Here is a 22,884-nt window from a genome sequence, read left to right on the forward strand (position 1 = left end):
CTCGTCCATCCTTCGTCGGGCATCGATCCGTTCCGGCTTGCTCGTAGCTCCAGTACGTGCGCCGCACCGGTCTTGTTCGGCCCCGACCGAACGAGTTTCGGCCGCCCGAGGTCGGACGGCGTCCCTCTACGACCGCGTGGACAGGACCTCTCGGACGGTCAGCCGGATTGGGAGCGCCCCCGGCGGGCAGGCGAGGCTTGCACCACTACAGAAGGAGATTTGATGATCATCGTCGGAATAGTCGCCGTCTGTGTTGTCCTGGCCGTCCTCGCGTTCTTCGTCCCGAAACTCTCCCGCCATCCCGAGCGCGGAACCCAGCGCACGCTGGGCCTGGGCTCCCGCGCGGGCAGCAAGGCGCCCGGTGTCATGGGCCGCGCCTTCAGCAAGCCCTTCCGCAGCAGCTCCAAGGCCGTCGGACGCAGTGGTTCGGCCGGTCGCCGCGCCCGCTGGCGCATGCCGTTCTGACGGCTTCCGCGGAACTCTGCGCTCCACGGGCGCGGCGTAGCCAGGAAGTGGCCCGTCAAGGAGTCAGGTTCAGGCGATCCGCTCGCAGACGTCCGTCGTCGAGCCGTGAGCCATCGTCACGGTCTTGTGGCCGGATGCGCTGATGTCGAGGGTGTACACGCCGTCGACGACATACATGCCCCGGTCGAGGTTGCCCTCACCCACGCCGACCAGGACCGGCCCCAGCACCGACCAGAACTGTGATCCGTCGGCGCGGTACTCGACGATCGCGGAGCCGCTCGCGTCCGCGTCGTAGAAGACGTCCGAGTCCGTGTTGGTGACCCGGACGACGAGGTCCCCCTTGTACGCCACACTCTTCGGCGACCCGTCCGGGTAGCGGGCCAGAACACGCTGCACCACCTCGTCCACGACAGGTTCGCCATGGATGGCGAAGTCGCACCGGAGACCCGCGGCGACATCCCAGGGTGCGGAAGGCGCGGGCGTCCAGCCGAGATCGTGGTGCGGGCCGGATTGGTGGGCGGTGGCGTGGGCCGGCGTCGCGCCCAGGAGCGTGGTTGCCAGGATTGATCCGATGGCCAGAACTGTTCGTCGCATGGTGACTTCCCGTGAGTGAGGTTCGGCTGGTGTCCCGGCCGAAGCGTGCCCCCGGCTTCTCACCACTTGCTGACCATGCTTGTCTGCCGCGTAGTTGGGCCGGATACGCTCGCCAACGCCATGGAGTTCCAACTGCTGGGTTCGTTCGAGGCTCGACACGACGGTGCACGGGTCGTTGTCGCTGACCGCCGTCAGGAGCGCTGCCTCCTTTCGATCCTGCTCCTCGAGGCAGGGCAGGTCGTCTCCACCGACCGCCTCTCCGACCTGCTGTGGGACGGTGACGCCTCCGCGTCCGCCCGCCGCACCATCCACACCTACGTAGGCCGCATCCGCGCCCGACTGCGGCCGTACGGGCTGCACATCGACACCCGGCACGGCGGATACGTCCTCGACCCGGGTGGCCACACCATCGATACCGAAGACTTCATCGCCCTGTGCGGCCACGCACGGGCGACCGCGGACGCCGTGCAGCGTGTGCGCCACTACGACCGGGCACTTGCCCTCTGGCACGGGCCGCTGCTTGCCGACGTGGCCGACGACGCGCTGCGCAAGCGGCTCGGCAGCCGGCTCGGCGAACTGAGGATGTCCGCGCTGGAACAGCGTGCGGAGGCCCACCTGGAACTCGGCGAGCACGACAAGGTGGTCGCCGATCTCTCACCGCTCGCTCCCCGGCACCCCGAGAGGGAGAGGCTGGTCGCCGCGCAGATGACCGGGCTGCGCAGAAGCGGCCGGCAGGCCGAGGCCCTCGACCTCTACCGGCTCACCCGGCAGGCGCTCGTGAACCGTCTCGGCGTCGAGCCGGGCACCGGACTGCGGACCCTGTACGAGCGCATGCTGCGGGGTGATCCCCGGCTGGACCGGCCGCCCGGGCCCGTGTACGCGGTGCGTGTGGGGGAGGAGTGGCTGCCCTGGTCCACGAGCGGTCACCCCGCGCTCGAGTTCTGCAACACCTACGCCGGCTGGGGCGGTCCTCCCCTGCCCGGATCCGAGTGGCTGCGTTCGTACTCCACACTGGCCGTCTGGGCAGGCCATATGGATCTCGCGGAGGACTGGGTCGTGTCGGGGCTGCTCAAGAAGGCACTGCAGGAACCGAATGATGCCGCGGCCGTCCTGCGGGAGGCCCGGGAGTTCCGTACGCGGCTCTACGCCGCTCTGACCGACATCGATGATGTGCGGGCCTTCAAGGCGGTAGCCGGTGCGGCGGAGGACGCGGCAAGAAACTCCGCGTTCGTCCTCGGCGAGGGCAGACTGGGCCGGTGGCGACTGTCGCCGTCCGCAGGACTGCGTCTGCCCGTTCTCGCGGTGGCCCGCAGCGCGGCCGAACTGCTGGCCGATCCGGCCAGATTCATGATCCGGGTCTGCCCGGGGGAGGGCTGTGGCTGGGTGTTTCCCGACGAGAGCGGTCGGCGCAGATGGTGCAGCCTCCGCACCTGCGGGAAGGACGTGTCGACGGTGTCGCGCTCTGACTGAGCCTGTGACCTGGGAAGAGCAAGGTCCGGGAGGGAAGTTCCAGGCGTCAGCCGCGCGTCCTGGCCACGCACGCCGCCACCACGTCACGGAGACTGCCCGTGCGGTCGAGTGCCTCCCGCTGGATCCGTGCCCCGGTCCCGCGCTCCAGTACGTTCTTGAGCGCGGCCTCGGCCCCCGCGAGGTCGCCGCTCTCCTCCAAGGCGTCGCGGACGTGCGCGAGCAGGGCGCCCACAACGTCGGACGCGGGCTCGGGCAGCATGGTCAGGGGGTGGAGGAGCTTCCCCTCCAGTCCGGACCGGCCCGCTTGCCAGGCGGCCATCCGCAGGACACCCACTCCGACCGGGTCGGGCGGCTCCCCTTCGGACCAGCTGCGTGCCGCTGTGTCGACCAGCCCGCGCACCAGCGTGGCGAGCAGCGCGGCGTCGGCCGGATCGAGGCACACATCAGCCACCCGGACCTCGACGGTCGGGTACCGGTGCGAGAGCCGTGCGTCGAAGTAGATCATTCCCTTGTCGCGCAGGACGCCCGTGTCGACCAGTGCCGCGACCTGTTCGTGGTACCGGTCGGCGGAACCGAAGACCTCGACCGGCCCGGCCGACGGCCAGCGCCCCCAGACCCTGCTCCGGTAACTGGCGTACGCACTGTCGAGGCCTTGCCAGAAAGGTGAGTTGGCGCTCAGCGCAAGGAGCACCGGCAGCCAGGGGCGTACACGGTCCAGCACACCGACGCCCTCCTCGTCCGACTCCACCGAGACGTGCACGTGGCATCCGCAGGTCAGTTGCTCCTGCGTGGTCAGTCCGAACTTCTCGGCGAGCCACCGGTGCCTCTCGCCGTCGCCGATCGAGGGGCTGACCGGCAGAGGCGCTGTCGCCATGGCCGCCACGGTGGCACCGGCCTGGGCGGCACTCTTCGCCGCCTCGGCCCGTGAGCGAAGGATCTCGTCCGCGAGTTCACGCATGTCGGTGCGCGGCTCGGTGGCGAACTCCAGTTGCTGGTCGTGGAGTTCCGGCTCGAAGACCGAGTCGCCCTCCGCACGGCGTTCCGCGAGGGCCAGCACCGCCGTCGACAGCGCGCGGGGCTCACCGCTCTGTTCGTCGACGAGCAGCAGCTCCTCCTCGACACCCACCGTCCGCACCATCGTGGCCTCCCGAGCCCCGTTCCGCCGACCGCCCACGGCCGGGCCTGCTTGTTCCTGCCACTCACCGACTGCCCCGCTCTCCCGGCTTCACGCGAGCAGGGCCCCCGACGGGATTCGAGAGCGCGCACAGGGAATCGGCGCCGGCCGGCGCACGGCCCGATCTGCTTGTCATCACCCGCATCGGCGCAGCCGGCTGAGCCGGATCGGCGGACATCGAGGGATCGGGCGTGATCGCCGTCGTGCCGAGGTGCGTGACGGCGGGGACGGGGGCATCGTGGTGTACGGGGCCGGCCACCCCGCACTGCCGGGTGCCCATCGGCCAGTGGGGCCTACGAGCCCCGCGGTTCAGGACTGCCCCGCCCCCGCCGTCGTGCGGTCCGGGCGAAGGAGCGTCGGATGTCGGCCCTCGAAAGGATCTCGCCGCAATGCGGGGCGCCCTGCTGGGTGAATCTGGCCGCACTGGACCTGCGTGCTTCTCAGTCCTTCTACGGGGCTGTCATGCACTGGGAATTTCACGCCAGCAGTCTCGGCAGCGACTTCTCGGTCGCGCTCGCGCACGGCAGACCGGTCGCCGGGATCGGGCGTTGCGCGGGCGGTGACGGACCCTCCGCAGTCTGGATTCCGTACTTCGCCGTGAGCAGCGCGGACGGGACAGCGGACAGAGTCAGGGAACGTGGCGCCACACTCGCGGTGGGCCCGATCCCGCTGGGCGACGGGCGCGCCGGGGTCGCCGCCGACCGGGAAGGGGCCATCTTCGGTTTCTGGGAGGGGTCGACTCCGGAGTGGTCGGCGGGGGAGGGGGCGCCGGCTCGGCTGGACCTGCAGACCGGCCACGCCTTCGAGGCGGCCATCTTCTACGCCGAGGTCTTCGACTGGGCGGCCGGGCCGTCCGGCAGTTGTACGGTCGACTACGCACAGGACCACGTGCTCATCCAGGTCGGTGGGCGCACCGTGGCCACTCTGCGCGGCGGAGCCACGGATGCCGCTCCGGACCCCAGGGCCCGGACACGGTGGATCGTCGACTTCTACGTCCCGGACAGCGAGCGGACGGCGGCCGCCGCCGTCGCTCACGGCGGCGGAGCGACGGCCATACCCTCGCCCGGTGGTTCCGGGGAGACCGCCTACGTGATAAGTGACCCCGAAGGTGCGCTCGTCTCCGTCTCCGAGCGATGACACGGCCCGGTCCACGAGTCCGAGGCCGATCGGCGAGCGCGGACCAGGGCGAGCCCACCCGTGGCCACGGCGATCATTCCCCCCGTACCGCCCAGCGACGTCACACGCCGCCGACGCCCGGTGCGGCGGCTTTGCGGCCGAGCACGGCAGCGGACTCTCTGCGGCGCCGCTGTTCCGCGACGTCGGCCACGGGAGCGGAGAGCATGAGGGTGCGGGTGTAAGGGTGCCGGGGGTCGGTGGTGACGGCTTGGGCGTCGCCCGTTTCCACGAGGGTTCCGCCCCTGATCACCGCCACCCGGTGGCTCATGAAGCGCACGACCGAGAGGTCGTGGGTGACGAAGAGATAGGCGACGGCCGTCTCCTCCTGGATCTCCAGCAGCAGTTCGAGAACCGTTCGTTGGGTGGTCAGGTCGAGCGCGGACACCGGCTCGTCGCAGATCACGAGCCGGGGGCGCAGCGCCAGCGCGCGGGCTATGGCGACCCGTTGGCGCTGACCGCCCGAGAACTCCCGGGGCAGGCGGCTCGCCGCGTCCGACGGGAGGTGGACCCGTGCGAGGAGATCCCCCACCCGGCCGCGTGCCTCCCGGGCGCTCGAACCGTGCCCGAGGAGGGGCTCGCTGAGCGTGTCCCCGATGGTGCGTGAGGGGTTCAGCGAGGTGTACGGATCCTGGAAGACGACCTGGAGGTCGCGGCTCAGTTCACGGCGGCGGGAGGCCACTGCCGTGTCGATGCGCTCGCCGGCGAACGTGATGCTGCCGGAGCGGGTTGGGACGAGCCCGAGGACCGCGCGCCCGATCGTCGTCTTGCCCGAACCCGACTCGCCGACCAGGCCCAGGGTCTCTCCCGGCCGTATGTCGAGGGAGACCCCCTTGAGGATCTCGGCGCGCGGGGCGCGCCATCCCTTGCCCGGGTAGGAGACCCGGAGATCCCTGATCCGCAGCAGGGCGTCGGGGAAAGCGGATTCGGTGGTGCCGGTGCTGGTCATGCGGTGGTCTTCCTCGCCTCTCGGGACTGCCAGGGCGTCCGGACCGGGGCCTGGTCGAGGACCGCGCCGAGCAGGGTCCGGGTGTAGGGGTTCCGGGGGGAGCGGAGGACCTGATCGGTGGGTCCGGTCTCGACGATCCGGCCACCGCTCATCACGGCGACGCGGTCGCAGAGGTCCGCCACGACCCCGAGGTTGTGGGTCACGAGCAGCACGCCCAGGCCGCGGCTCTGCTGGAGCCTGCGCAGCAGGCCGAGGATCTCGGCCTGGACCCGGACGTCCAGCGCGGTGGTGGGCTCGTCGGCGACGAGGAGTTCCGGGTCGCAGGACATCGCCCCGGCGATCAGGACGCGCTGGGCCATGCCTCCGGAGATCTCGTGGGGGTACAGCCGCATCGTCCGCTCGGGATCGGGGATCTCCACCAGGCGCAGCAGGTCGAGGGCCCGTCCGGCCGCCTCCTTGCGCGAGATGCCGAGGACATGGCGCATGGGCTCCGTGAGCTGGCTGCCGATGGTGAAGGCGGGGTCGAGGTTGCTCATGGGTTCCTGCGGAACGTAGGCCACGGTGCCTCCTCTCAGGGCGCGGTGAGCGCGCTCGGGCAGGCCGACGACCTCCTGTCCCTTGATCGTGATGCTGCCCGAACCGACCCTCCCGCCCTCGGGCAGGATCCCCAGCACCGAGAAGGCGGTCTGCGTCTTGCCGGAGCCCGATTCCCCCACCAGGCCCACGATTTCGCCCGGGTGCACATCCAGGTCGACGCCGTGCACCACCTCCTTGGCGGTGCCGTCCGGGCGGGCGTAGGCGACGGTGAGGCCGCGGACCGACAGGAGTGCGGCCGGGTCCGACGGCTTTCCCAGGTCCGCCGCGGCCGGGTCGGACAGCCCTGCCAGGACCTCCGCTGCCGGGGCCGGCTGGGTGCGGGGCCGCCTGCGGCGCCGCCCGGCCCTCTCCCCGCCGCGGTCCTCCAGTACGTCGCGCAGCGCCCCGGCGAGCAGGACGAGACTGCCGTTGGTCAGGCCGAGGGCGAGTCCGGGCCACAGGATGAGCAGGGGTGCGCGCTGGATGTTCTGGAACGCCTCGTTGAGCATCGCGCCCCAGGTCGCCGCCGAGCCGCTGCCGACGCCGAGGAATTCCAGGCCGGCCTGGAGGCCGATGGCGATTCCGGCGACGAGGGCCACCTGGATGATGAGGGGACCGCGGACGACGATCAGGATGTGCCGGGCGACGATGCGGGTGTCGGACAGCCCGGACACCTTCGCGGCGTCGACGTACAGCTCCTTGCGGACGTTGGCGACGATGCCGCGGACCAGACGGAAGAAGCTGGGGGCCACGAGCACCCCGAGCACGATCATCAGCACCCAGACATTGGGGCCGAGGATGGCGCGGGAGGCGAGGAGCACCACCATCGCGGGCAGCGCCATGACGAGGTTGACGGCCCAGTTGGCGACGGAGTCGAACCGGCCACCGTAGTAACCGGCGTACAGGCCGGACGGCACGCCCAGGGCGAGCGCGATGGCCAGGGCGACCACCGCGCCGCCGAGTGTGTTGCGTCCGCCGTACAGGATGCGCGAGAGGATGTCCCGTCCCGCGGAGTCCATGCCCATGGGGTGCGCCCCGTCGGGCGCCGCGAACGCGTCGCCGAGCGAGGAGACGTCCGGGGCCTGCGGTGCGAGCAGGGGCGCGAGGACGGCGGCGGCGACGAGCAGGAGCAGTACTCCTGCTGATATCGCGCCGAGAGGGTTGCGCAGGAGCCTGCGCAGACTGCCGCCGCCTGCCGGGACGGCACGAGCGGCGGCGCCGTCGGGGGCCGGGGTGGACGGACGGGAAGCGGTGGCCATGCCGGCCGGGAGGTTCTCGCTCATGCGGCCCTCGCCTTCGGGTTGAGCCAGCCGATCATGGTGTCGACCAGGAGATTGATCAGGACGACACCGATCACGGTGAACATGACCAGCGCCATGATCACGGGGATGTCGCCACGGGTGGTGTACGTGACAGTCATGCTGCCGATGCCGGGGAGACCGAAGATCTGCTCCACGATCACCGCGCCGCCGAGCAGGCCGACGAACTGCATGCCGAGGACCGAGAGCGCCGGCGCGGACGCGTTGCGCAGGACGTGCCGGAACACGATCCGGGAGGTGGGCAGTCCGCGGGCGCGCAGGGTACGGACGTAGTCCTGGCGCAGTACGTCGACGACCGCGCCCCGTACCTGCTGCGAGACTCCCGCGACGGAGGCGACCGCGAGGGACAGGACCGGCAGCGTGATGGTGGAGAGCCAGCCGCTGGGCGACTCGGTGAACGCCGTGTACCCGATCGCCGGGAACCAGTTCAGGTTGACGGCGAAGACCAGCACGATCACCAGGGTGACGAGGAAGCCCGGCAGGGCGTATCCGATCACCCCGAGGATCTGCACGAAGCGGTCGGCCGCGCCGCGCCGGACGCCTGCCCACACACCGAGCAGGAACGACACGACGGTGGTGACGAGGGTGACCCCCAGCGTGAGGCTCGCGGTGACCGGCAGTCTGCTCGTGACCGCGGTACCGACGTTCTCGCTGGTGAACCAGGAGGTGCCCAGGTCGCCGCGGACGGCGTGCGCCAGCCAGTCCGCGTACTGGGTGAGGACGGGCCGGTCCAGGCCGAGCGAGGCGTTCTTGGCGTCGACGGCCGCCTGGTCGGCGCCCTGGCCGAGGAGTTGCCTGCCGACGTCCGCGTCGGAGACCGACAGCAGCAGGTAGGAGAGAAGAGAGATGACGATCAGGAGCACAGCCCCCGCCGCGATCCTTCGGGCGATGAAGTTCAGCATGGCACTCGGTATCTGTTCGGTACTCGGCTGTTCGGCACTCGGCTGTTCGGGGCCGGCCGCCGGGGGTGGCCGAGCCTCATGGGCCGCCCCCGGCGGGACCTCATGAGGCGGGTGCGTAGTTGTAGATCGAAGGAACGGCCATACCGGACTGCGGAGTGATCTTCACCGTGCCGTCCGAGACGTGCAGGTAGGTCATCCGGTAGAAGGGCACGAACCAGCCGTCCTCGACGAGGTGCGCGTTGAGTGCCTTCGCCGCCTGCTGGGCCTCCGCGCCCGTGCCGGTCTGGATCTGCGGCATCAGCTTCTGCACAGTGGCGTCGGTCGTGCCGAACATGTTGAAGGCGCCGGGACTGACGAGTTCGTTGACGACGACCCAGTCGGACGAGGACTGCCCCATGTTCATGACCATGCCGGAGTAGGCGCGGTCGGTGAACACCTTCTGGATGGCTGAGCCGCCGTCGAGGTCGTCCCAGACCAGCTTGATGCCGATGGCCTTGAAGTCGGTGGCGAGGGACGCGGCCAGCGCGTCGTTGACGATCGCGGCGATCCGGGGGAGCTTCAGCGTGAAGCCCTTGGCGTAGCCCGCGGCCTTCAGCAGGCCCTTGGCCTTGGCCGGGTCGTGTGCGTAGTAGGTGTCCAGCTTCGGGTCGTAGCCCTGCGCGTCGGGGCCGAAGACCTGGCCGGTGACCTTGCCCCTGTTCTGCCGGATGGTGGAGAGCATGGTGTCGCGGTCGATCGCGAGGTTGAGAGCCTGGCGGACCCGGGGGTCCTTGAGCGCGGGTGTCAGCTGACCCGCGCGGTCGAACAGCAGCAGCCCCTGGAAGTCGAATTCCTGCTTCGTCGTCTTCACCCGGGGGTCGGACTCGATGCTGACCTGCTGGTCGGCGGTCTGCAGGAGCGCCGCGTTGACCTGGCCGGTCCTGATGCCGTTGGCGATCGCCGTCTCGTTGTCGAAGAAGCTGATCGTGAGGTTCTCGTAGGGAAGTTGCTCGCCCCAGTAGTCCTTGTTGCGCTCGTAGACCCACTTGGTCCCGATGGTCGTCTTCGCCTTGACGAGACGGTAGGGGCCCGTGCCGTCGGGGGTGGTCTTGAGGCTGTCGGCCTTCGCGAACTTCGCCGGGTTCGCCATCAGTCCTGCAGCGTCACTCAGGTAGAACAGCATGGCCGGGTTGGGCTGCTTGAGCTCGAGGGTCACGTGGGTGGCGTCCACGACCTCGACGGCCTTCAGGTCGTTCAGCCATTTCGCGTCGGCGCCGCCGCCCTTCTGGAAGTGCTCCATGTTCGACTTGACGGCTGCCGCGTCGAAGGCTGTGCCGTCGGCGAACTCGACGTCCTTGCGCAGGGTGAGGGCGAGTTCGGTGGCGTCCGCGTTGTACGTCCACTTGGTGGCGAGCATCGGGCTGAACTCACCGTTCGGCTCCCGCTTGACCAGGGTGTCGTAGGTGGCCTGGAAGAACGGCAGCGCGCTGCCGACGGCGTGCGCGGGATCGAGGCTCTGCGGAAAGGTCAGGGTGGCGATGTCCAGCTGCGAGCTGCCCGAGCTCTTGGCGTCCGTGCCCGCGCAGCCCGCGAGGGTCAGGGAGATCGCCAGGGCGGCGGCGAGAGCCCCGGTTCGAGTGGTTCTGCTCATGAGATTCGCTCCGTCTGGAGGGCCGGGGAAGGACGTCCCGGGTGAGAGTGGCGGTGAGCCTACACACGGAATTAACCAGTTGGTAGGTTTTTTCGATGAGAGTTCGGTCGCCTGGTAAATTCCGAGGGCGCACGACGAAGACGCAGGTCAGGATGGCCGCAGCAGACCGCCCAACGGGCCGGCCGTGCGAGCGGCAGGGCAGGTGGATGCCCCACGACGGCAGGAGGCCGCCGAGTTGGACGACCGACCCGAGGACGCCCCGCAGCGCCTGTCGAAGGGCGAGCGCACGCGCGCCCGCATCCTCGAATCGGCGACGGAACTGTTCTCCCGCACCGGCTTCAACGCGGTCTCGCTGCGCGACATCGCGGCGCACGCGGGGATGACCCACGCCGGGCTGCTCCACCACTTCCCGGGCAAGGAGGCGATGCTCCTCGAAGTGCTGGCACAGCGGGACCGGACCGACGCGCAGGCCGTCTTTCCCGACATCGTCCGGCCGGGGACACCGGCCCGTGCCTCCGACCGGCTGCGCGGCCTGGTCGACCTGGTGGCGCGCAACAGCCGGACGCACGGCATGGTCGCGCTCTACACGAAGTTGTCCGCCGAGGCGACCGACCCCGGTCATCCGGCGCACCACTACTTCAGGGAGCGCTACCGCGTCGTCAGGGCGGAGCTGACCGAACTCGTCGCAGCCCTGCAGGCCGAGGCGGATCCCCCCGTCGACGTGGAGCCCGCTGTCGTGGCCGTCCAGCTGCTCGCGCTGATGGACGGCCTCCAGACCCAGTGGCTGCTGGAGCCCGAGGCCGTGCCGATGGACGCACTGGTGCGCGCCTTCCTGGCACGGCTCGGACTCGACCCCGACGACGGCGCGGGAGCGGGCTCCGTCAGCGCGTGAGCGTTGCGAGTGCGGCATCGGCCGTACTTCTGTGCCCGGCGGCGTTGGGGTGGAACCCGGCAGCCTCCGCGGTGTCCGTGGGCTCGATCCAGCGGACGCCCGCCGGCTTGCACGCGTCGTGCCCGACGGACGGCGCGTACGCGTCGACGTACACGTCCTGCTGCGCCCCCGCCCGCTGTGCGAGCATCGAGTTGAACTGCTTCTCCTTGTCCCTGATCCAGGGGAAGTCGCCGTTCGCGAGAGATACCGTCGGGCGGCAGGCCGTTCCGTCGTCGGGGAGGATGGCGGGGTATCCCACGACCAGCACCTCGGCCTGCGGTGACCTGGCGTGGATCTCCGTCAGTACGGCCGAGACCTTGCCGGCCGTGGTGGCGATGCGGGAGCTGATCTCGTCGGTGCCGAGCAGCGTGAAGCTGCTCTTGCAGGGCGCGCCGTACGGCGCCACCTGGGCGAGGATCACGCAGCGGGTGAGGATGCCGGCCAGGTCGAGGTCGTTGCCGCCGATGCCGATGGTGACCAGGGTCGTGTCGGGCCGCAGCGCGTCGAGTTGCGGAGGCACCGTCTCCTGCGGGTTCGTCATGTGAGTGGTGTCGGCCCCGGCGCAGGTGGCGTCGGTGAACGACGCGGCGCCGAGCTCCGCCGCGATGAGGGTCGGGTAGTTCCTGGCCGAGCGGCCACACGTCAGGTCGGTCTGCTCGGGTATGCCCGGCCCGGAGCTGAAGGAGTCGCCGAGCGCGACGTACCGGACGGCCTCCTCGCCCTGTGTGCCGGGGCGTTCCGCCGGGGTGCCCGCGGAGGCGGCCACGGTGGAGGCGGTCAGGGCGACCATGACGGTGGCGGCGGCGAGTGCGATGCGCGCCGCCCGGCGCGTGAGGCGGGGGAGTCCGGTCCGTGAAGACGGCTGAATGGCAGGGGGCATGACCGTTCCTCGTTTCGTTCGTGGAAAGGAGGCGCGGCCTCAGGACACGGTGCACTGCACTGTCCCGGAGCGGCGCGGCTCGAGCGCGAAAACCGTACGTTGAACGGTTTCTGATCGTCAAGGGGTTGCGCGGGGGTCGATGCACGCCCGTCGGCCGTAGTGGCGGCGGGTGAACTGGGGTCCTTGACGTCTAAAACCGATCAACTTATGGTTTTCGGATGGGGGTGCCGGGCCGAGCTCTGCACGACCGACCCGGCCGCCGCACCCGCCGCCTCTCCCGCCCCGACCCGTTAGGTGCCGCATGACCCAGCAGACCCCGCCTCGCCCGGGTGTGGAACAGGCCGCCCCGCGGCTCTCCCTCACCGAGAAGGCGTCCCTGACCAGTGGCGCCGGTGACTTCGTCACCGAGGCCGCACCGGAGGCGGGCATCCCCGCGGTCACCATGTCCGACGGCCCGCACGGGCTGCGGCTCCCGAAGGAGAGCGGGGACGGGGGCCAGGTGGATCTGCACAGCGCCGCCCCGGCCACCTGCTACCCGCCCGCCGTGGCGCTCGGCAGCAGCTGGGACCCGGAGCTGGCCCACCGCGTGGCCGGTGCGCTCGCCGACGAGGCGACCGCGCACGGGGTCCGGGTCCTCCTCGGCCCCGGCATCAACATCAAGCGGTCTCCGCTGTGCGGACGGAACTTCGAGTACTTCTCCGAGGACCCGCTGCTCACGGCCGAGCTGGGCGGCGCCATGGTGCGGGGACTCCAGGAGTCGGGCGTCGGGGCGGCACTCAAGCACTTCGCGGCGAACAACCAGGAAACCGACCGCATGCGCGTCAGCGCCGACATCGACGAGCGCCCGCTGCGCGAGATCTATCTGCGCGCCTTCGAACGCATCGTCCGCCGTGACCGCCCCTGGTCGGTCATGTGCTCCTACAACGCGGTCAACGGCACGCCCCTGTCCGAGAACACCCGGCTGCTCACCGACATCCTGCGCACGGAATGGGGCTTCGACGGCATCGTGATGTCCGACTGGGGCGCCGTACGCGACCGGGTCGCCGCTCTCCGCGCCGGACTCGACCTCCAGATGCCGGGCACGCACGGGCGCACCGACGCCGAGGTCGTCGCCGCGGTGAAGGCGGGAGAGCTCGACGAATCGGTTCTGGACACCTCCGTCGAACGACTGGCCCGCTTCGCCCGCCGGGTGACCGGTGCCGAGCTCGCCGGCCCCCGGATGTCGGTCGACGAGCACCACCTCCTCGCGGGGGAAGCCGCCGACAGGTGCGTCGTACTCCTCAAGAACGAAGGGGACGTCCTGCCGCTCGACAGGTCGGGCGGGAGCGTGGCCGTCATCGGCGAGCAGGCACGCACCCCGCGCTACCAGGGCGCGGGCAGCTCCCAGGTCACACCGACCAGGCTCGACGCACCGCTGGACCTCCTGCGCGAACTGTCCGACGGGGCACATGTGCGTTTCGCCCCCGGCTACACGGTCCCCGGTGGCGCGGCGGACGCTTCGGCGGCGGGGACGGCCGAGGCTCTGGGCGAGGAAGCCGTGCGCCTGGCGGCTGCCTGCGACACCGTGGTCGTCTTCCTGGGCCTGTCGGCGGCCGAGGAGTCCGAGGGCTTCGACCGCGACCACATCGACCTGCCGGACGACCAACTGCGGCTGCTCGAACGCCTCGTCGCGGCGAATCCGCGCGTCGTGGTCGTGCTCTCCAACGGCGGGGTGGTGCGCACGGCCCCCTGGCACGACACCGTGCCCGCCCTTGTCGAGGGATGGCTGCTCGGCCAGGCGGGGGGCGGCGCGCTGGCCCGGGTGCTCTTCGGTGCCGTCAACCCGTCCGGCAAGCTGGCCGAGACCGTCCCGCTGCGTCTGGAGGACTCGCCGAGCCACCTCTCCTTCCCCGGAGAGGAAGGGCACGTCCGCTACGGCGAGGGCGTCTTCGTCGGATACCGGGGCTACGACTCCGCGGCCCGTGTCGTCGCCTTCCCCTTCGGCCACGGGCTGTCGTACACGACCTTCGCGTACAGCGGTCTGCGTGTCGTACCGGTTGGGGACGCCTTCTCCGTGGCCGTCACCGTCACCAACACGGGCAGGTGCCCCGGACGCGAAGTCGTCCAGATCTACAGCAGCGGCCCTGCCGGATCGTCGGTAGCCCGCCCCCCGAGGGAACTGCGCGGCTTCGCGTCGGTGTCCCTCGCCCCCGGCGAGAGCCGCGAGGTGGTCGTCGAGGTGCCGCGTGGGGAACTCGCCCACTACAGCGCACGCGAGGGCAGGTGGCGGGTCGAGGGCGGCGCATACGGCATCGAGGCCGGCTCGTCCTCCCGCGACATCCGGCAGTCGGCCCTGATCGAGGTGGAGGGCGACCCCTCGGACGTCGCGCTGAGCGGCCGCAGCACGATCGCCGAATGGCTGAACCACCCGGTCGGAGGCCCGCTGCTGATGGAGAGGTTCCTGGCGGCGCGGGCCGGGGCGGGGGCGGCCGGCGGCGCCATGGAGGACCCGACGATGGCGCGGTTCCTCGCCGGGATGCCCCTCGATGTGATCGCCGAGTTCCCCCAGAGTCCCGTTGGCCCCGCAGGGGTTGCCGAACTGACGGCGCTGGCCGCCGCCGGCACCCCTCCCGGGAGCGCGTGAGATGACAGGACGTCCGACGGTCGACGGCAGCGTGAGGCCGGGCTGGGAGGCGGTGCGGGACGCCTTCGCGCACGGTCAGGCGCACGATCCCGGTCACGCGCAGCTGGCTGTGCATCACCGGGGCCTGCTCGTTGTGGACCTGTGGTCCACGGGCACGGCGGCCACGGGCTTACAGGGCACGGCTCGCCGTCCGTTCGGGCCGGACTCCGTCGGCGTCCTGATGTCGGTCTCCAAAGCCCTGGTCGCCGTCTGCGCGCATCTGCTGAGCGAGCGCGGAGTCCTGGACCTGAACGCACCGGTCGCCCGCTACTGGCCGGAGTTCGCGGCCGCGGGAAAGGCGGACACCACGGTCGCCGACCTGCTCGCCCACCGGGCAGGACTCCCCGCGTTCACCGCCGCTCCCGAGGGGACGTCGCTGCCCGGCCTGCTCGACGGCGGGGCGCGGGTGCGCGCCCTCGCGGCGATGGAGCCCGTCTGGCAACCCGGGTCGGCGTACCTCTACCACGCACTGACCTACGGGCATCTGATCGGAGAGGTCGTCCGCCGGGTGACGGGGACGAGCATCGGCCGGCTGTTCGCCCACCGGGTGGCCGGGCCGCTGGACCTGGACCTGTGGATCGGTCTGCCGGCCGGGGAGGAACACCGCTTCGTGCCGCAGACCTCCGGTCCGCCGCCCGGCGCCGAGCGGATCGCGGCAGCCGTCAGCTCTCTCGGCCTGGCCACGGACCATCCGCTCGCCACCGCACTGCGTGCCTCGGCCGCCGAACTCGCCCGCGTCACCAAGGCGTTGGGCGGCACGGAGGGGCGGTCCGCCGAGATTCCGGCCGCGGGCGGCATCGGGAACGCCCGTTCGCTCTCACGGCTGTACGCCGCGCTCATCGGCCGCGTCGACGGGGTACGGCTGCTGTCGCGGCGGACCCTGGACCTGGCACGGACTCCGCACACCGACCATCTGCCGCAGCCCGCGCCCCTGCACCGGTTCGACGGTCCCGACCGCTCACGCTTCGGGCTCGGATTCGAGCTGCCCCGCCCAGGGGAACCCCTGCTGGGCGACGGCTCCTTCGGGCACGCCGGTGCGGGCGGCCGCCTCGGCATGGCCCATCCGGAGAGCGGGCTCGCCGTCGGCTACGTCTGCACGGAGATGTCCTGGGAGCCGTCGGCCGGCCCCGATCCTCGTTGGATGCCGTGGACGGCGGCCGTCAGGGAAGCGGCGGGTATCCCCGCCACGGCCTGACACCGGCGCAGGGGTACCCGACGACGGGGGAGCGGGGGAGCGGGGGCACCGGCGATGGCCGCCGGCGCCCCCGCTCCTCTCTGCTCGGCCCGGGCCTCAGCGGTCGGGGCCCGCGCTCTCCGTGTCGAGGGTGAGCAACCGCATGATGTCGTCGATCGGCTGCTCCATGTCCGTCGTACGGTCGATGAGCCACTGCAGCTGGATACCGTCGGCCACCGCGAGCAGCAGGACCGCCAGCCGCTCGGCGGGGATCTCCGTGCTCATCCGCCCCTCGTCCATCCGCTTCTGGACGAAGCCGGCGACCCGCTCACGCAGAACCGGATAGCGCTCCGCGAAGTGCGCGTGCGCCGGATGTTCCGGGTCGCCGGCCGCCGCCGCCATGGAGACGAACAGCTCCACCAGCCCCGGGGTCTTGGCACCCTCCCGGATGATCTCGCGATAACTCTCGGGGCTGGTGCGCTCGTCCTGGCGCGCCCGGGCGGTCTCGTCGCGCATCCGGAGGACCTGGGTGAGCAGATCCTCCTTGGAACTGAAGTAGTGCATCAGGCCGGGCAGGCTGAGACTGCACTTGGCGGCCACCTTGCGCAGTGATGTACCGCGGTACCCCTCGGTGGCGAAGATCTCCAGGGCTGCCTGAAGGATCTCGGTGCGCTTCGCCTCGCCCTTTTCGTACGGGCCCCGTTTCGCCATGCGCAGCAGCCTAACCGGCACTGCGGACAGGGGCGGATCCGGCCGCCGGGAGTCCGTCGTGTCCATCGGGTCCGTCGTTTCCGTCGGGAATGCGGCCGGACCGGGCCAGTGAGCCGAGCCATCCGGCGGACGGCTTGGGGGTACGGGTGAAGGTCTCCGGGTCGACGGCGATCAGGCCGAACGTCGGCCGGTAGGAGCCCCATTCGTAGTTGTCCAGGGCGCTCCAGTGCAGATAGCCGCGGACGTCGATCCCGTCCCGCATCGCCGAGGCGAGGCTCGCCAGGGCCGCGGTGGTGTACGCGATGCGCTGGTCGTCGTCGGCAGTGGCGATGCCGTTCTCCGTGACCAGGACCGGGACGTGCGGGCCGACGACGTCCGCGGTGTGCCGCACGGCTTCGCCGAGCGCCTCGGGGTAGACCTCCCAGCCGGTCAGGGTGGTGGGAACGCCCTGCGGGACGGGCAGCGGACCGTCGCTCCCGATCCGGTGGCGGGTGTACGCCTGGACGCCGATCCAGTCGTCCTCGCGTGCGGCCTCCAGAAAGACGTCCTCACGTGGCCGGGCGTACGCCGCCATGGCCGCCGCCGCGCCGGGTTCGGCCTGGTATGCCTGGTTGGCGACCGTCCACCCCACCTGGAGCGTGGGGTCCGCGGCCTTCAGGACGGCGGTGGCGGCGCGGTGGGCACGTATCAGCGCCCGGGTGACGGGAGCGTCCGGTTCCACCGAGCCCGGGTCGACCGTGATGCCGGTCTCCTCGCCGCTCGACGGCCGGCCCTCGCTGTCGGCCGCCGCGAGGCCGCGCCCTCGGAGCAGGGTGTGCATCAGCGCGATCATGTTCGGTTCGTTGATGGTGGCCACGTGACGGACGCCCGGCAGAAGAATTTCCGTCGCGACGCCCGCGTACGAGGCGAACAGGTCCGTCGATTCGGGCGAGGTCCAGCCGCCGAGGGCGCTGAACCAGCGCGGGGAGGTGAAGTGATGCAGTGTCACCAGCGGGGTCAGGCCGCGCTCCAGGGCTCCGCGCACCATGTTGCGGTAGTGCGCGACGGCCGCGCGGGAAATCTGTCCGCGCTCTGGTTCGATGCGGGCCCACTCGATGCTGAACCGGTAGGCGTTGAAGCCCAGTTCGCTGAGCAGGTCCATGTCCTCGCGCCAGCGGTGGAAGCTGTCGGCCGCGTCTCCGCTGCGCTCGGCCACGAACGTGCCGGGCCGGTTCTCGATGGCCCACCAGTCGCTGGAGACATTGTTCCCCTCGACCTGGTGGGCGGAGGTGGAGGCGCCCAGTAGGAAGCCTTCCGGGAGTACTAGTCCTGGCCCGGTCGGGGGCGTCATAGGGGAGCTCCTTCCGCATCGGAGAGGGGCATGGCGGAAGGCTGCGCCCCGCTCCGTGAAAAGCGTTCATTGATCGGTTTTCGTGTTAGCGTACAGGGCGTACCTGGCCTGCAGGAAGAGGCAACTGCCTCGGCGCACCACCCGGGAGGCCCGGTCTGCACGCCCATACAGCGCAGCCGGTGGAGGAGAGCATGGACGCGGTCATTCCCCAGCCCGAGCGGCAGGTCACGGCCGCCGCCGGCCAGGGCCCGCACCCCGCGGGGCCTTGGCGGATCCACGCGGCGGACGACCGCCTCACCACGCTGGCCAGAACCGTCCAGGCCCTGCTCGAACCCCACTCGGGTGCCCGTGAACACGCCGCCTCCGTGCCCGCCGTCCTGACGCTCGCTCTCGACGAAACCCTCCGGCCGCACGGCAGGACGGTGGGCGTCGCCCCCTGCGGCGCCGCCGAACCCGTCGACGAGTCCTACCGCCTCACGGTCACCGGGTCCGGCATCTCCTGTCTCGCGGCCACCCCCACGGGGGTGTTCCGGGCCGCGGTCACGGCCGTCCAACTGATCGCCACCTCGCCGGGCCCGATTGCCTGCCAGGAGATGGAGGACGCGCCCCGCTACGCCTGGCGCGGCCTCCTGATCGACCCGGCACGCAACCACCTCACGCCCGGCGAGGTGCGCCGCATCATCGACCTGGCGGCGCTCTACAAGCTCAACGTCCTGCACCTGCACCTGACGGACAACGAGGGCTGGCGCCTCGAGATCCCCGGAACCCCCGAACTCACCGGGACCGGACCGGACGGCGCCCCGCGCGACTTCTACACGGCCGAGGACTACCGCGCCCTCCAGAGGTATGCCGCCGAACGCTTCGTGACGATCGTTCCCGAGATCGACCTGCCGGGCCACTGCGCCACCCTGCGCGAGGCGCTGCCCGGACTTCCGGACGCACCGGCGCCAGAAGGCCTGAGGGGCCGCTTCCCGTTCGTCCCTCCGCTCGACCTCGCGGACCGGGACACCAGGGAGGCCGTGGCCTCGGTCCTCGCCGACGTGTGCCGCATGACCGAGGGACCGTTCGTGCACATCGGCGGCGACGAGGCAGTCGGGATGACCCAGGACAGCTTCGCGCACGCGGTCCGGGAACTGCGGTCGCTGGTACGGGAGTCGGGAAAGCGCCCGCTGGGCTGGCAGGAGTCCTCACGCGCCGGCATCGGCCCGGACGACATCGCCCAGTTCTGGGTGGATGTGCCGATGATGGATCTGCCGGACACCTCGGAGGAGCTTGCCTCCCGCCCCGAACTGCTCGCGGCGGGCCACACCCCCGAGCTGATCGCAGCGCTCAAGAAGTTCTTCGCCCCCAGCGACCACGACCTCGCCCGCATCCTCGAAGGCGGCGGCCGCGTGATCCTGTCCCCGCAGTCCCACCTCTACCTGGACCGCGCCTACGCCTCCGAGTTCGTCCCGCCCACACAGGCTTCGGCCGCCGCACGCCTCGGGTTCCCCGCCTACCGGCCCCTCGATGTCCAGCACACCGCCACCTGGGACCCCGCCTCCTACGAGATCCCCGAGGACCGCGTAGCCGGTGTCGAGGCGACGGTCTTCAGCGAGACGGCCGAAGGGATCGACGATGTGACCTTCCTGCTGCTGCCCCGCCTGCCCTCTGTCGCGGCGGCCGCATGGAACGGCCGGACGCCCAGGTGGGAGGACCACCGCGTCCGGCTCGCCGGCCACGCACGCCTCTGGCGGCAGCGTGGGCTCACGTACCTCGCCTCGACGGAGATTCCCTGGGAAGACGCGCACGTCACGGACGAGGCCTGACAGCCGGGACGCGGTCACGCGCCGATGTTCGCGGGCGGCGGCCCCACGACGGCGGTCGCTCCGTACGGCGCCAGTGTCCAGGCCCGTAGCGAAGCAGAGCGGTACGCACGAGACCGCGCCGTGGTCGAGCACGGAACCGAGGGGATGCTCCAGGGTCTCGGGCGACCCTGGAACCCGTGCTCATGTACGGGCTCAACCACGAGGCGCACCGTACGGAGTTACCGGGAGACCTCGCGGTCGACGCGACCCTGGCCGCCCTTCGTGGCCGCACCAGGGCCGCTGCCTGCGGGCAACCGCCGCCGGAGCCACCACGGGCGAACTCGCCCGCACCGTAGGAGTCTCGGCGACGGCCGGCCAGCACGCTGCGCGAGGCCGGGCTGATCGTCAGTCACCGGTACACCCATTCCGTCCTGCACACCCTCACCCCGTTCGGTGCCGCGCTTCTGCGCGCCGATGGGCACCGGCGGGAAGGGTGACGTCCGGGCGGTGCTGCCCTTCGGCCCGGACCGTGGTGGGGCGGGCGCGTCAGGGGCGGCTGGTCAGGTAACCGCCCATGTTGGTGAAGTACTCCGTCGCGGGCAACTCCCGGCCGTCCTCGGTCCGTACGCGTGTGACGGCCAGACCGTGGTTGCGGCCCGTGCGGGCGTCGGCTCCGGCGACGATGACCACGCCCTCGCCCTCGCGGTAGAAGATCCGGCCGGGCGTACCGCCGTAGCGGCCCTCGGACACCACTGCGGCGAGCACCTCGAGCCGCTTGCCCTTGTGGAAGGCGTAGGCGCTGGGGTACGGCTCGGACTGGGCCCGGACCAGACGTTCGAGGTCCTCCGCCGGCCAGTTCCAGTCGATGCGGATGTCCTCGGCGGAGCGCTTGTGGAAGAAGGTCGCCAGGGAGCGGTCCTGCTTGGTGAACTCCGTCTGCCCGGACGCGATCAGCGCGAGTGCGCCGGTGGTCACCGGACCGATGAGGTCGACGGTCTTGTGGAACAGGTCGGTGGCGGTGTCCGTCGGCCCGACGGGAACCGCCTCCTGGCGGACGATGTCCCCGGCGTCCAGTTCGTCGTCCATCATGTGCGCGGTGACGCCCACCTCGGGCTCGCCGTTGATGAGGGCCCAGATCAGCGGGGAGAAGCCGGCGTACTTCGGCAGCAGCGAGTCGTGGACGTTCAGCGTTCCGTACCGGGGGAGGCCGAAGATGCGCGGGGGGATCCAGGTGCGCCAGTTGTTGGCGACGATGATGTCCGGCTCGGCCGCCTTGAGGCTCTCGAACAGTTCCTCGTCGTCAGGCCGGTTGCGGATCAGGACCGGGACGCCGTGCTCCTCGGCGAGGTCGGCGACCGAGTCGCTCCAGATCTTCTCGTACGCGTGCTCACTCTTGGGGTGTGTCACGACCAGCACCACGTCGTGCTCGGAGTCCAGGAGAGCTTGCAGGGTGCGGTGCCCCCAGGTCTGGTATCCGAACATGACAACCCGCATGGGTTTTCTCCTCAGGGTAGGGACTGGTCGTTGGCCAGTAAAGCAAGCCTTACCTTAGTATGCAACGCGATGGTGTGCAGCCGTAGTTGGCGGGAGCTCCTGCGACCGCCCCTCCGGCGTGCCCTATCGACAGCTCCAAAGGATTAGCTTAGGCTTACCTAAATTCCAGCGGGCCGCTTCGTCGGCGTGCTCACATCCCGTACCTTCCCCCACGCCTGACAGGCGGCTTCCCCGCACGATGGGAGTGACATGTCACAGGTTCTTCCTGGCGACGTAACACCGGTCCACGACCTCATTGGCATCGGCTTCGGCCCGTCCAATGTGGCCATGGCGATCGCGATCAGCGAGCACAACGCACGCGCCGGCTCACAGGAGGCGGTCAGCGCTCACTTCTTCGAGCAGCAGCCACGCTTCGGCTGGCACCGCGGCATGCTGATCGACGACGCGACCATGCAGGTGTCCTTCCTCAAGGACCTGGTGACGCTCCGGAACCCGACCAGTGAGTTCAGCTTCCTCTGCTATCTGAAGAGCAAGGGTCGGCTGGTCGACTTCATCAACCACAAGAACCTCTTCCCGCTGCGGGTCGAGTTCCACGACTACTTCGAGTGGGCCGCGGCCCAGGTCGACGACATGGTCTCCTACGGCAACGAGGTCGTCGGGGTCACCCCCGTCGTCCGTGAAGGCACCGTGGAGTACGTGGACGTGACCGTCCGGTCCGGGGAGGGGCTCGAGGTCCACCGGGCCCGCAACCTCGTCATCGGCACCGGGCTGCGTCCCCTCATGCCGGAGGGCGTCGAGCGCGGCGACCGCGTCTGGCACAACTCCGACCTGCTGGCGAAGGTCGCCGGGCTGGAGGGCACCTCGCCCTCCCGGTTCGTCGTCGTGGGTGCCGGGCAGAGCGCCGCCGAGAACGTCGCCTACCTGCACCGCGTCTTCCCCGAGGCCGAGATCTGCGCGGTCTTCTCGCGCTACGGCTACAGCCCCGCCGACGACAGCAGCTTCGCCAACCGGATCTTCGATCCCGAGGCGGTCGACCAGTACTTCACGGCGCCCGACGAGACCAAGCGCAAGCTGATGGACTACCACGGCAACACCAACTACGCCGTCGTGGACATCGACCTGATCGACGACCTGTACCGCCAGGCGTACCAGGAGAAGGTCCTCGGCACCGAGCGGCTGCGCTTCGTCAACGTGTCCCGGCTCACCGGCGTCGAGGAGACGCCGGAGAAGGTCCGGTCCACCGTGAAGTCCCTCGTCACGGGCGAGGAGAGCGAGCTCGACGCCGACATCGTGGTGTTCGCCACCGGCTACAGCCCCGTCGACCCGCTCGGACTCCTGGGCGACGTCGCGGACCGCTGCCTCCGCGACGACGAGGGCCGTGTCCGCGTCGAGCGCGACTACCGCATAGCGACCGACTCCGACCTGCGCTGCGGCATCTACCTGCAGGGCGGCACGGAGCACACGCACGGCATCACGTCGTCCCTGCTGTCCAACACCGCGATCCGGGTCGGCGAGATCCTGGACTCGCTGCTCGACCGGGGCGTCAAGTCCGCTTCCGACGAGGCCAGGCCGGTCGCCGACGGAGCCGGCAGCACAGTCCGCTAGCCCGCAGTCGCGGGGGATCGGGGCCGAGGCGCGGGGTGAGCGACCACCGCGCCTCCCC

The 22,884-nt window shown here is 70.7% G+C and carries 18 protein-coding genes; 8 read left to right on the forward strand and 10 right to left on the reverse strand.

Going from position 1 to position 22,884, the window contains the following annotated elements; translation table 11 throughout:
• The first annotated feature begins 222 nt into the window (after window positions 1–222).
• Window positions 223–465 (forward strand): DUF6411 family protein, encoded by a 243-nt coding sequence (locus ACFW9O_RS12205; protein ID WP_384608007.1) that lies wholly within the window; start codon window positions 223–225, stop codon window positions 463–465.
• Window positions 466–534: 69 nt separating this feature from the next.
• On the opposite strand, the gene ACFW9O_RS12210 is transcribed toward ACFW9O_RS12205, so the two are convergent.
• The gene (locus ACFW9O_RS12210; protein ID WP_384608009.1) at window positions 535–1,059 is read right to left on the reverse strand and encodes a hypothetical protein; all 525 of its coding nucleotides are present in this window, start codon (window positions 1,057–1,059) and stop codon (window positions 535–537) included.
• Window positions 1,060–1,179: 120 nt separating this feature from the next.
• On the opposite strand from ACFW9O_RS12210, the gene ACFW9O_RS12215 reads away from it, so the two are divergent.
• Window positions 1,180–2,529 carry a BTAD domain-containing putative transcriptional regulator gene (locus ACFW9O_RS12215; protein WP_384608010.1) on the forward strand — a complete coding sequence of 450 codons (1,350 nt, stop codon included), beginning with the start codon at window positions 1,180–1,182 and terminating at the stop codon, window positions 2,527–2,529.
• Between the two features lie 46 nt (window positions 2,530–2,575).
• Here the strand turns inward: ACFW9O_RS12215 and ACFW9O_RS12220 are convergent, their stop codons facing one another.
• On the reverse strand, window positions 2,576–3,667 hold the full coding sequence (locus ACFW9O_RS12220) for a glutamate--cysteine ligase (protein ID WP_384608013.1): 1,092 nt from the start codon (window positions 3,665–3,667) through the stop codon (window positions 2,576–2,578).
• A 396-nt stretch (window positions 3,668–4,063) separates the two neighbouring features.
• On the opposite strand from ACFW9O_RS12220, the gene ACFW9O_RS12225 reads away from it, so the two are divergent.
• Window positions 4,064–4,840, forward strand: coding sequence for a VOC family protein (locus tag ACFW9O_RS12225; RefSeq protein ID WP_384608015.1), 777 nt, complete (start codon window positions 4,064–4,066; stop codon window positions 4,838–4,840).
• A 100-nt stretch (window positions 4,841–4,940) separates the two neighbouring features.
• Here ACFW9O_RS12225 and ACFW9O_RS12230 read toward each other — a convergent pair whose 3' ends face one another.
• From ACFW9O_RS12230 to ACFW9O_RS12245, 4 genes are all read right to left on the reverse strand, one after another.
• Window positions 4,941–5,825, reverse strand: a complete 885-nt coding sequence (locus ACFW9O_RS12230) for an ABC transporter ATP-binding protein (protein ID WP_384608018.1) — start codon at window positions 5,823–5,825, stop codon at window positions 4,941–4,943.
• Entirely contained in the window at window positions 5,822–7,684 is a 1,863-nt protein-coding gene (locus ACFW9O_RS12235; RefSeq protein ID WP_384608020.1) for a dipeptide/oligopeptide/nickel ABC transporter permease/ATP-binding protein, read from the reverse strand. Before ACFW9O_RS12235 ends, ACFW9O_RS12230 begins: the two co-directional genes overlap by 4 nt.
• Window positions 7,681–8,622 carry an ABC transporter permease gene (locus ACFW9O_RS12240; RefSeq protein WP_384608022.1) on the reverse strand — a complete coding sequence of 314 codons (942 nt, stop codon included), beginning with the start codon at window positions 8,620–8,622 and terminating at the stop codon, window positions 7,681–7,683. The genes ACFW9O_RS12235 and ACFW9O_RS12240 overlap by 4 nt, the downstream gene beginning before the upstream one ends.
• A gap of 100 nt (window positions 8,623–8,722) precedes the next feature.
• Complete coding sequence (locus tag ACFW9O_RS12245) at window positions 8,723–10,252, reverse strand: ABC transporter substrate-binding protein (protein WP_384608024.1); 1,530 nt, start codon at window positions 10,250–10,252, stop codon at window positions 8,723–8,725.
• 235 nt (window positions 10,253–10,487) lie between these two features.
• On the opposite strand from ACFW9O_RS12245, the gene ACFW9O_RS12250 reads away from it, so the two are divergent.
• Window positions 10,488–11,144, forward strand: a complete 657-nt coding sequence (locus tag ACFW9O_RS12250; protein WP_384608027.1) for a TetR/AcrR family transcriptional regulator — start codon at window positions 10,488–10,490, stop codon at window positions 11,142–11,144.
• Here ACFW9O_RS12250 and ACFW9O_RS12255 read toward each other — a convergent pair.
• Window positions 11,134–12,063, reverse strand: a complete 930-nt coding sequence (locus tag ACFW9O_RS12255) for an SGNH/GDSL hydrolase family protein (protein WP_384608030.1) — start codon at window positions 12,061–12,063, stop codon at window positions 11,134–11,136. The genes ACFW9O_RS12250 and ACFW9O_RS12255 overlap by 11 nt on opposite strands.
• A gap of 301 nt (window positions 12,064–12,364) precedes the next feature.
• Between ACFW9O_RS12255 and ACFW9O_RS12260 the strand changes: the two genes are divergently transcribed.
• Window positions 12,365–14,686: a glycoside hydrolase family 3 C-terminal domain-containing protein gene (locus ACFW9O_RS12260; RefSeq protein ID WP_384608032.1), complete on the forward strand. Its 2,322-nt coding sequence runs from the start codon at window positions 12,365–12,367 to the stop codon at window positions 14,684–14,686.
• Between the two features lies 1 nt (window position 14,687).
• Window positions 14,688–15,920, forward strand: a complete 1,233-nt coding sequence (locus tag ACFW9O_RS12265; protein ID WP_384608035.1) for a serine hydrolase domain-containing protein — start codon at window positions 14,688–14,690, stop codon at window positions 15,918–15,920.
• Between the two features lie 96 nt (window positions 15,921–16,016).
• On the opposite strand, the gene ACFW9O_RS12270 is transcribed toward ACFW9O_RS12265, so the two are convergent.
• Both ACFW9O_RS12270 and ACFW9O_RS12275 read right to left on the reverse strand, forming a co-directional pair.
• A complete protein-coding gene (locus ACFW9O_RS12270) occupies window positions 16,017–16,610 on the reverse strand; it encodes a TetR/AcrR family transcriptional regulator (protein WP_384608038.1) in 594 nt (197 codons plus the stop codon).
• Between the two features lie 10 nt (window positions 16,611–16,620).
• A complete protein-coding gene (locus tag ACFW9O_RS12275) occupies window positions 16,621–17,940 on the reverse strand; it encodes a glycoside hydrolase family 1 protein (RefSeq protein WP_384608041.1) in 1,320 nt (439 codons plus the stop codon).
• A 191-nt stretch (window positions 17,941–18,131) separates the two neighbouring features.
• On the opposite strand from ACFW9O_RS12275, the gene ACFW9O_RS12280 reads away from it, so the two are divergent.
• The gene (locus ACFW9O_RS12280) at window positions 18,132–19,748 is read left to right on the forward strand and encodes a family 20 glycosylhydrolase (RefSeq protein WP_384608044.1); all 1,617 of its coding nucleotides are present in this window, start codon (window positions 18,132–18,134) and stop codon (window positions 19,746–19,748) included.
• A gap of 525 nt (window positions 19,749–20,273) precedes the next feature.
• Here the strand turns inward: ACFW9O_RS12280 and ACFW9O_RS12285 are convergent.
• The gene (locus ACFW9O_RS12285) at window positions 20,274–21,221 is read right to left on the reverse strand and encodes a methionyl-tRNA formyltransferase (protein ID WP_384608047.1); all 948 of its coding nucleotides are present in this window, start codon (window positions 21,219–21,221) and stop codon (window positions 20,274–20,276) included.
• A 249-nt stretch (window positions 21,222–21,470) separates the two neighbouring features.
• Between ACFW9O_RS12285 and ACFW9O_RS12290 the strand changes: the two genes are divergently transcribed.
• Window positions 21,471–22,826, forward strand: coding sequence for a lysine N(6)-hydroxylase/L-ornithine N(5)-oxygenase family protein (locus ACFW9O_RS12290; protein ID WP_384608050.1), 1,356 nt, complete (start codon window positions 21,471–21,473; stop codon window positions 22,824–22,826).
• The last annotated feature ends 58 nt before the right edge of the window (window positions 22,827–22,884 follow it).

It is taken from the genome of Streptomyces sp. NPDC059499, from assembly GCF_042749285.1.
In the GTDB taxonomy this organism is placed as follows: Bacteria; Actinomycetota; Actinomycetes; order Streptomycetales; family Streptomycetaceae; genus Streptomyces.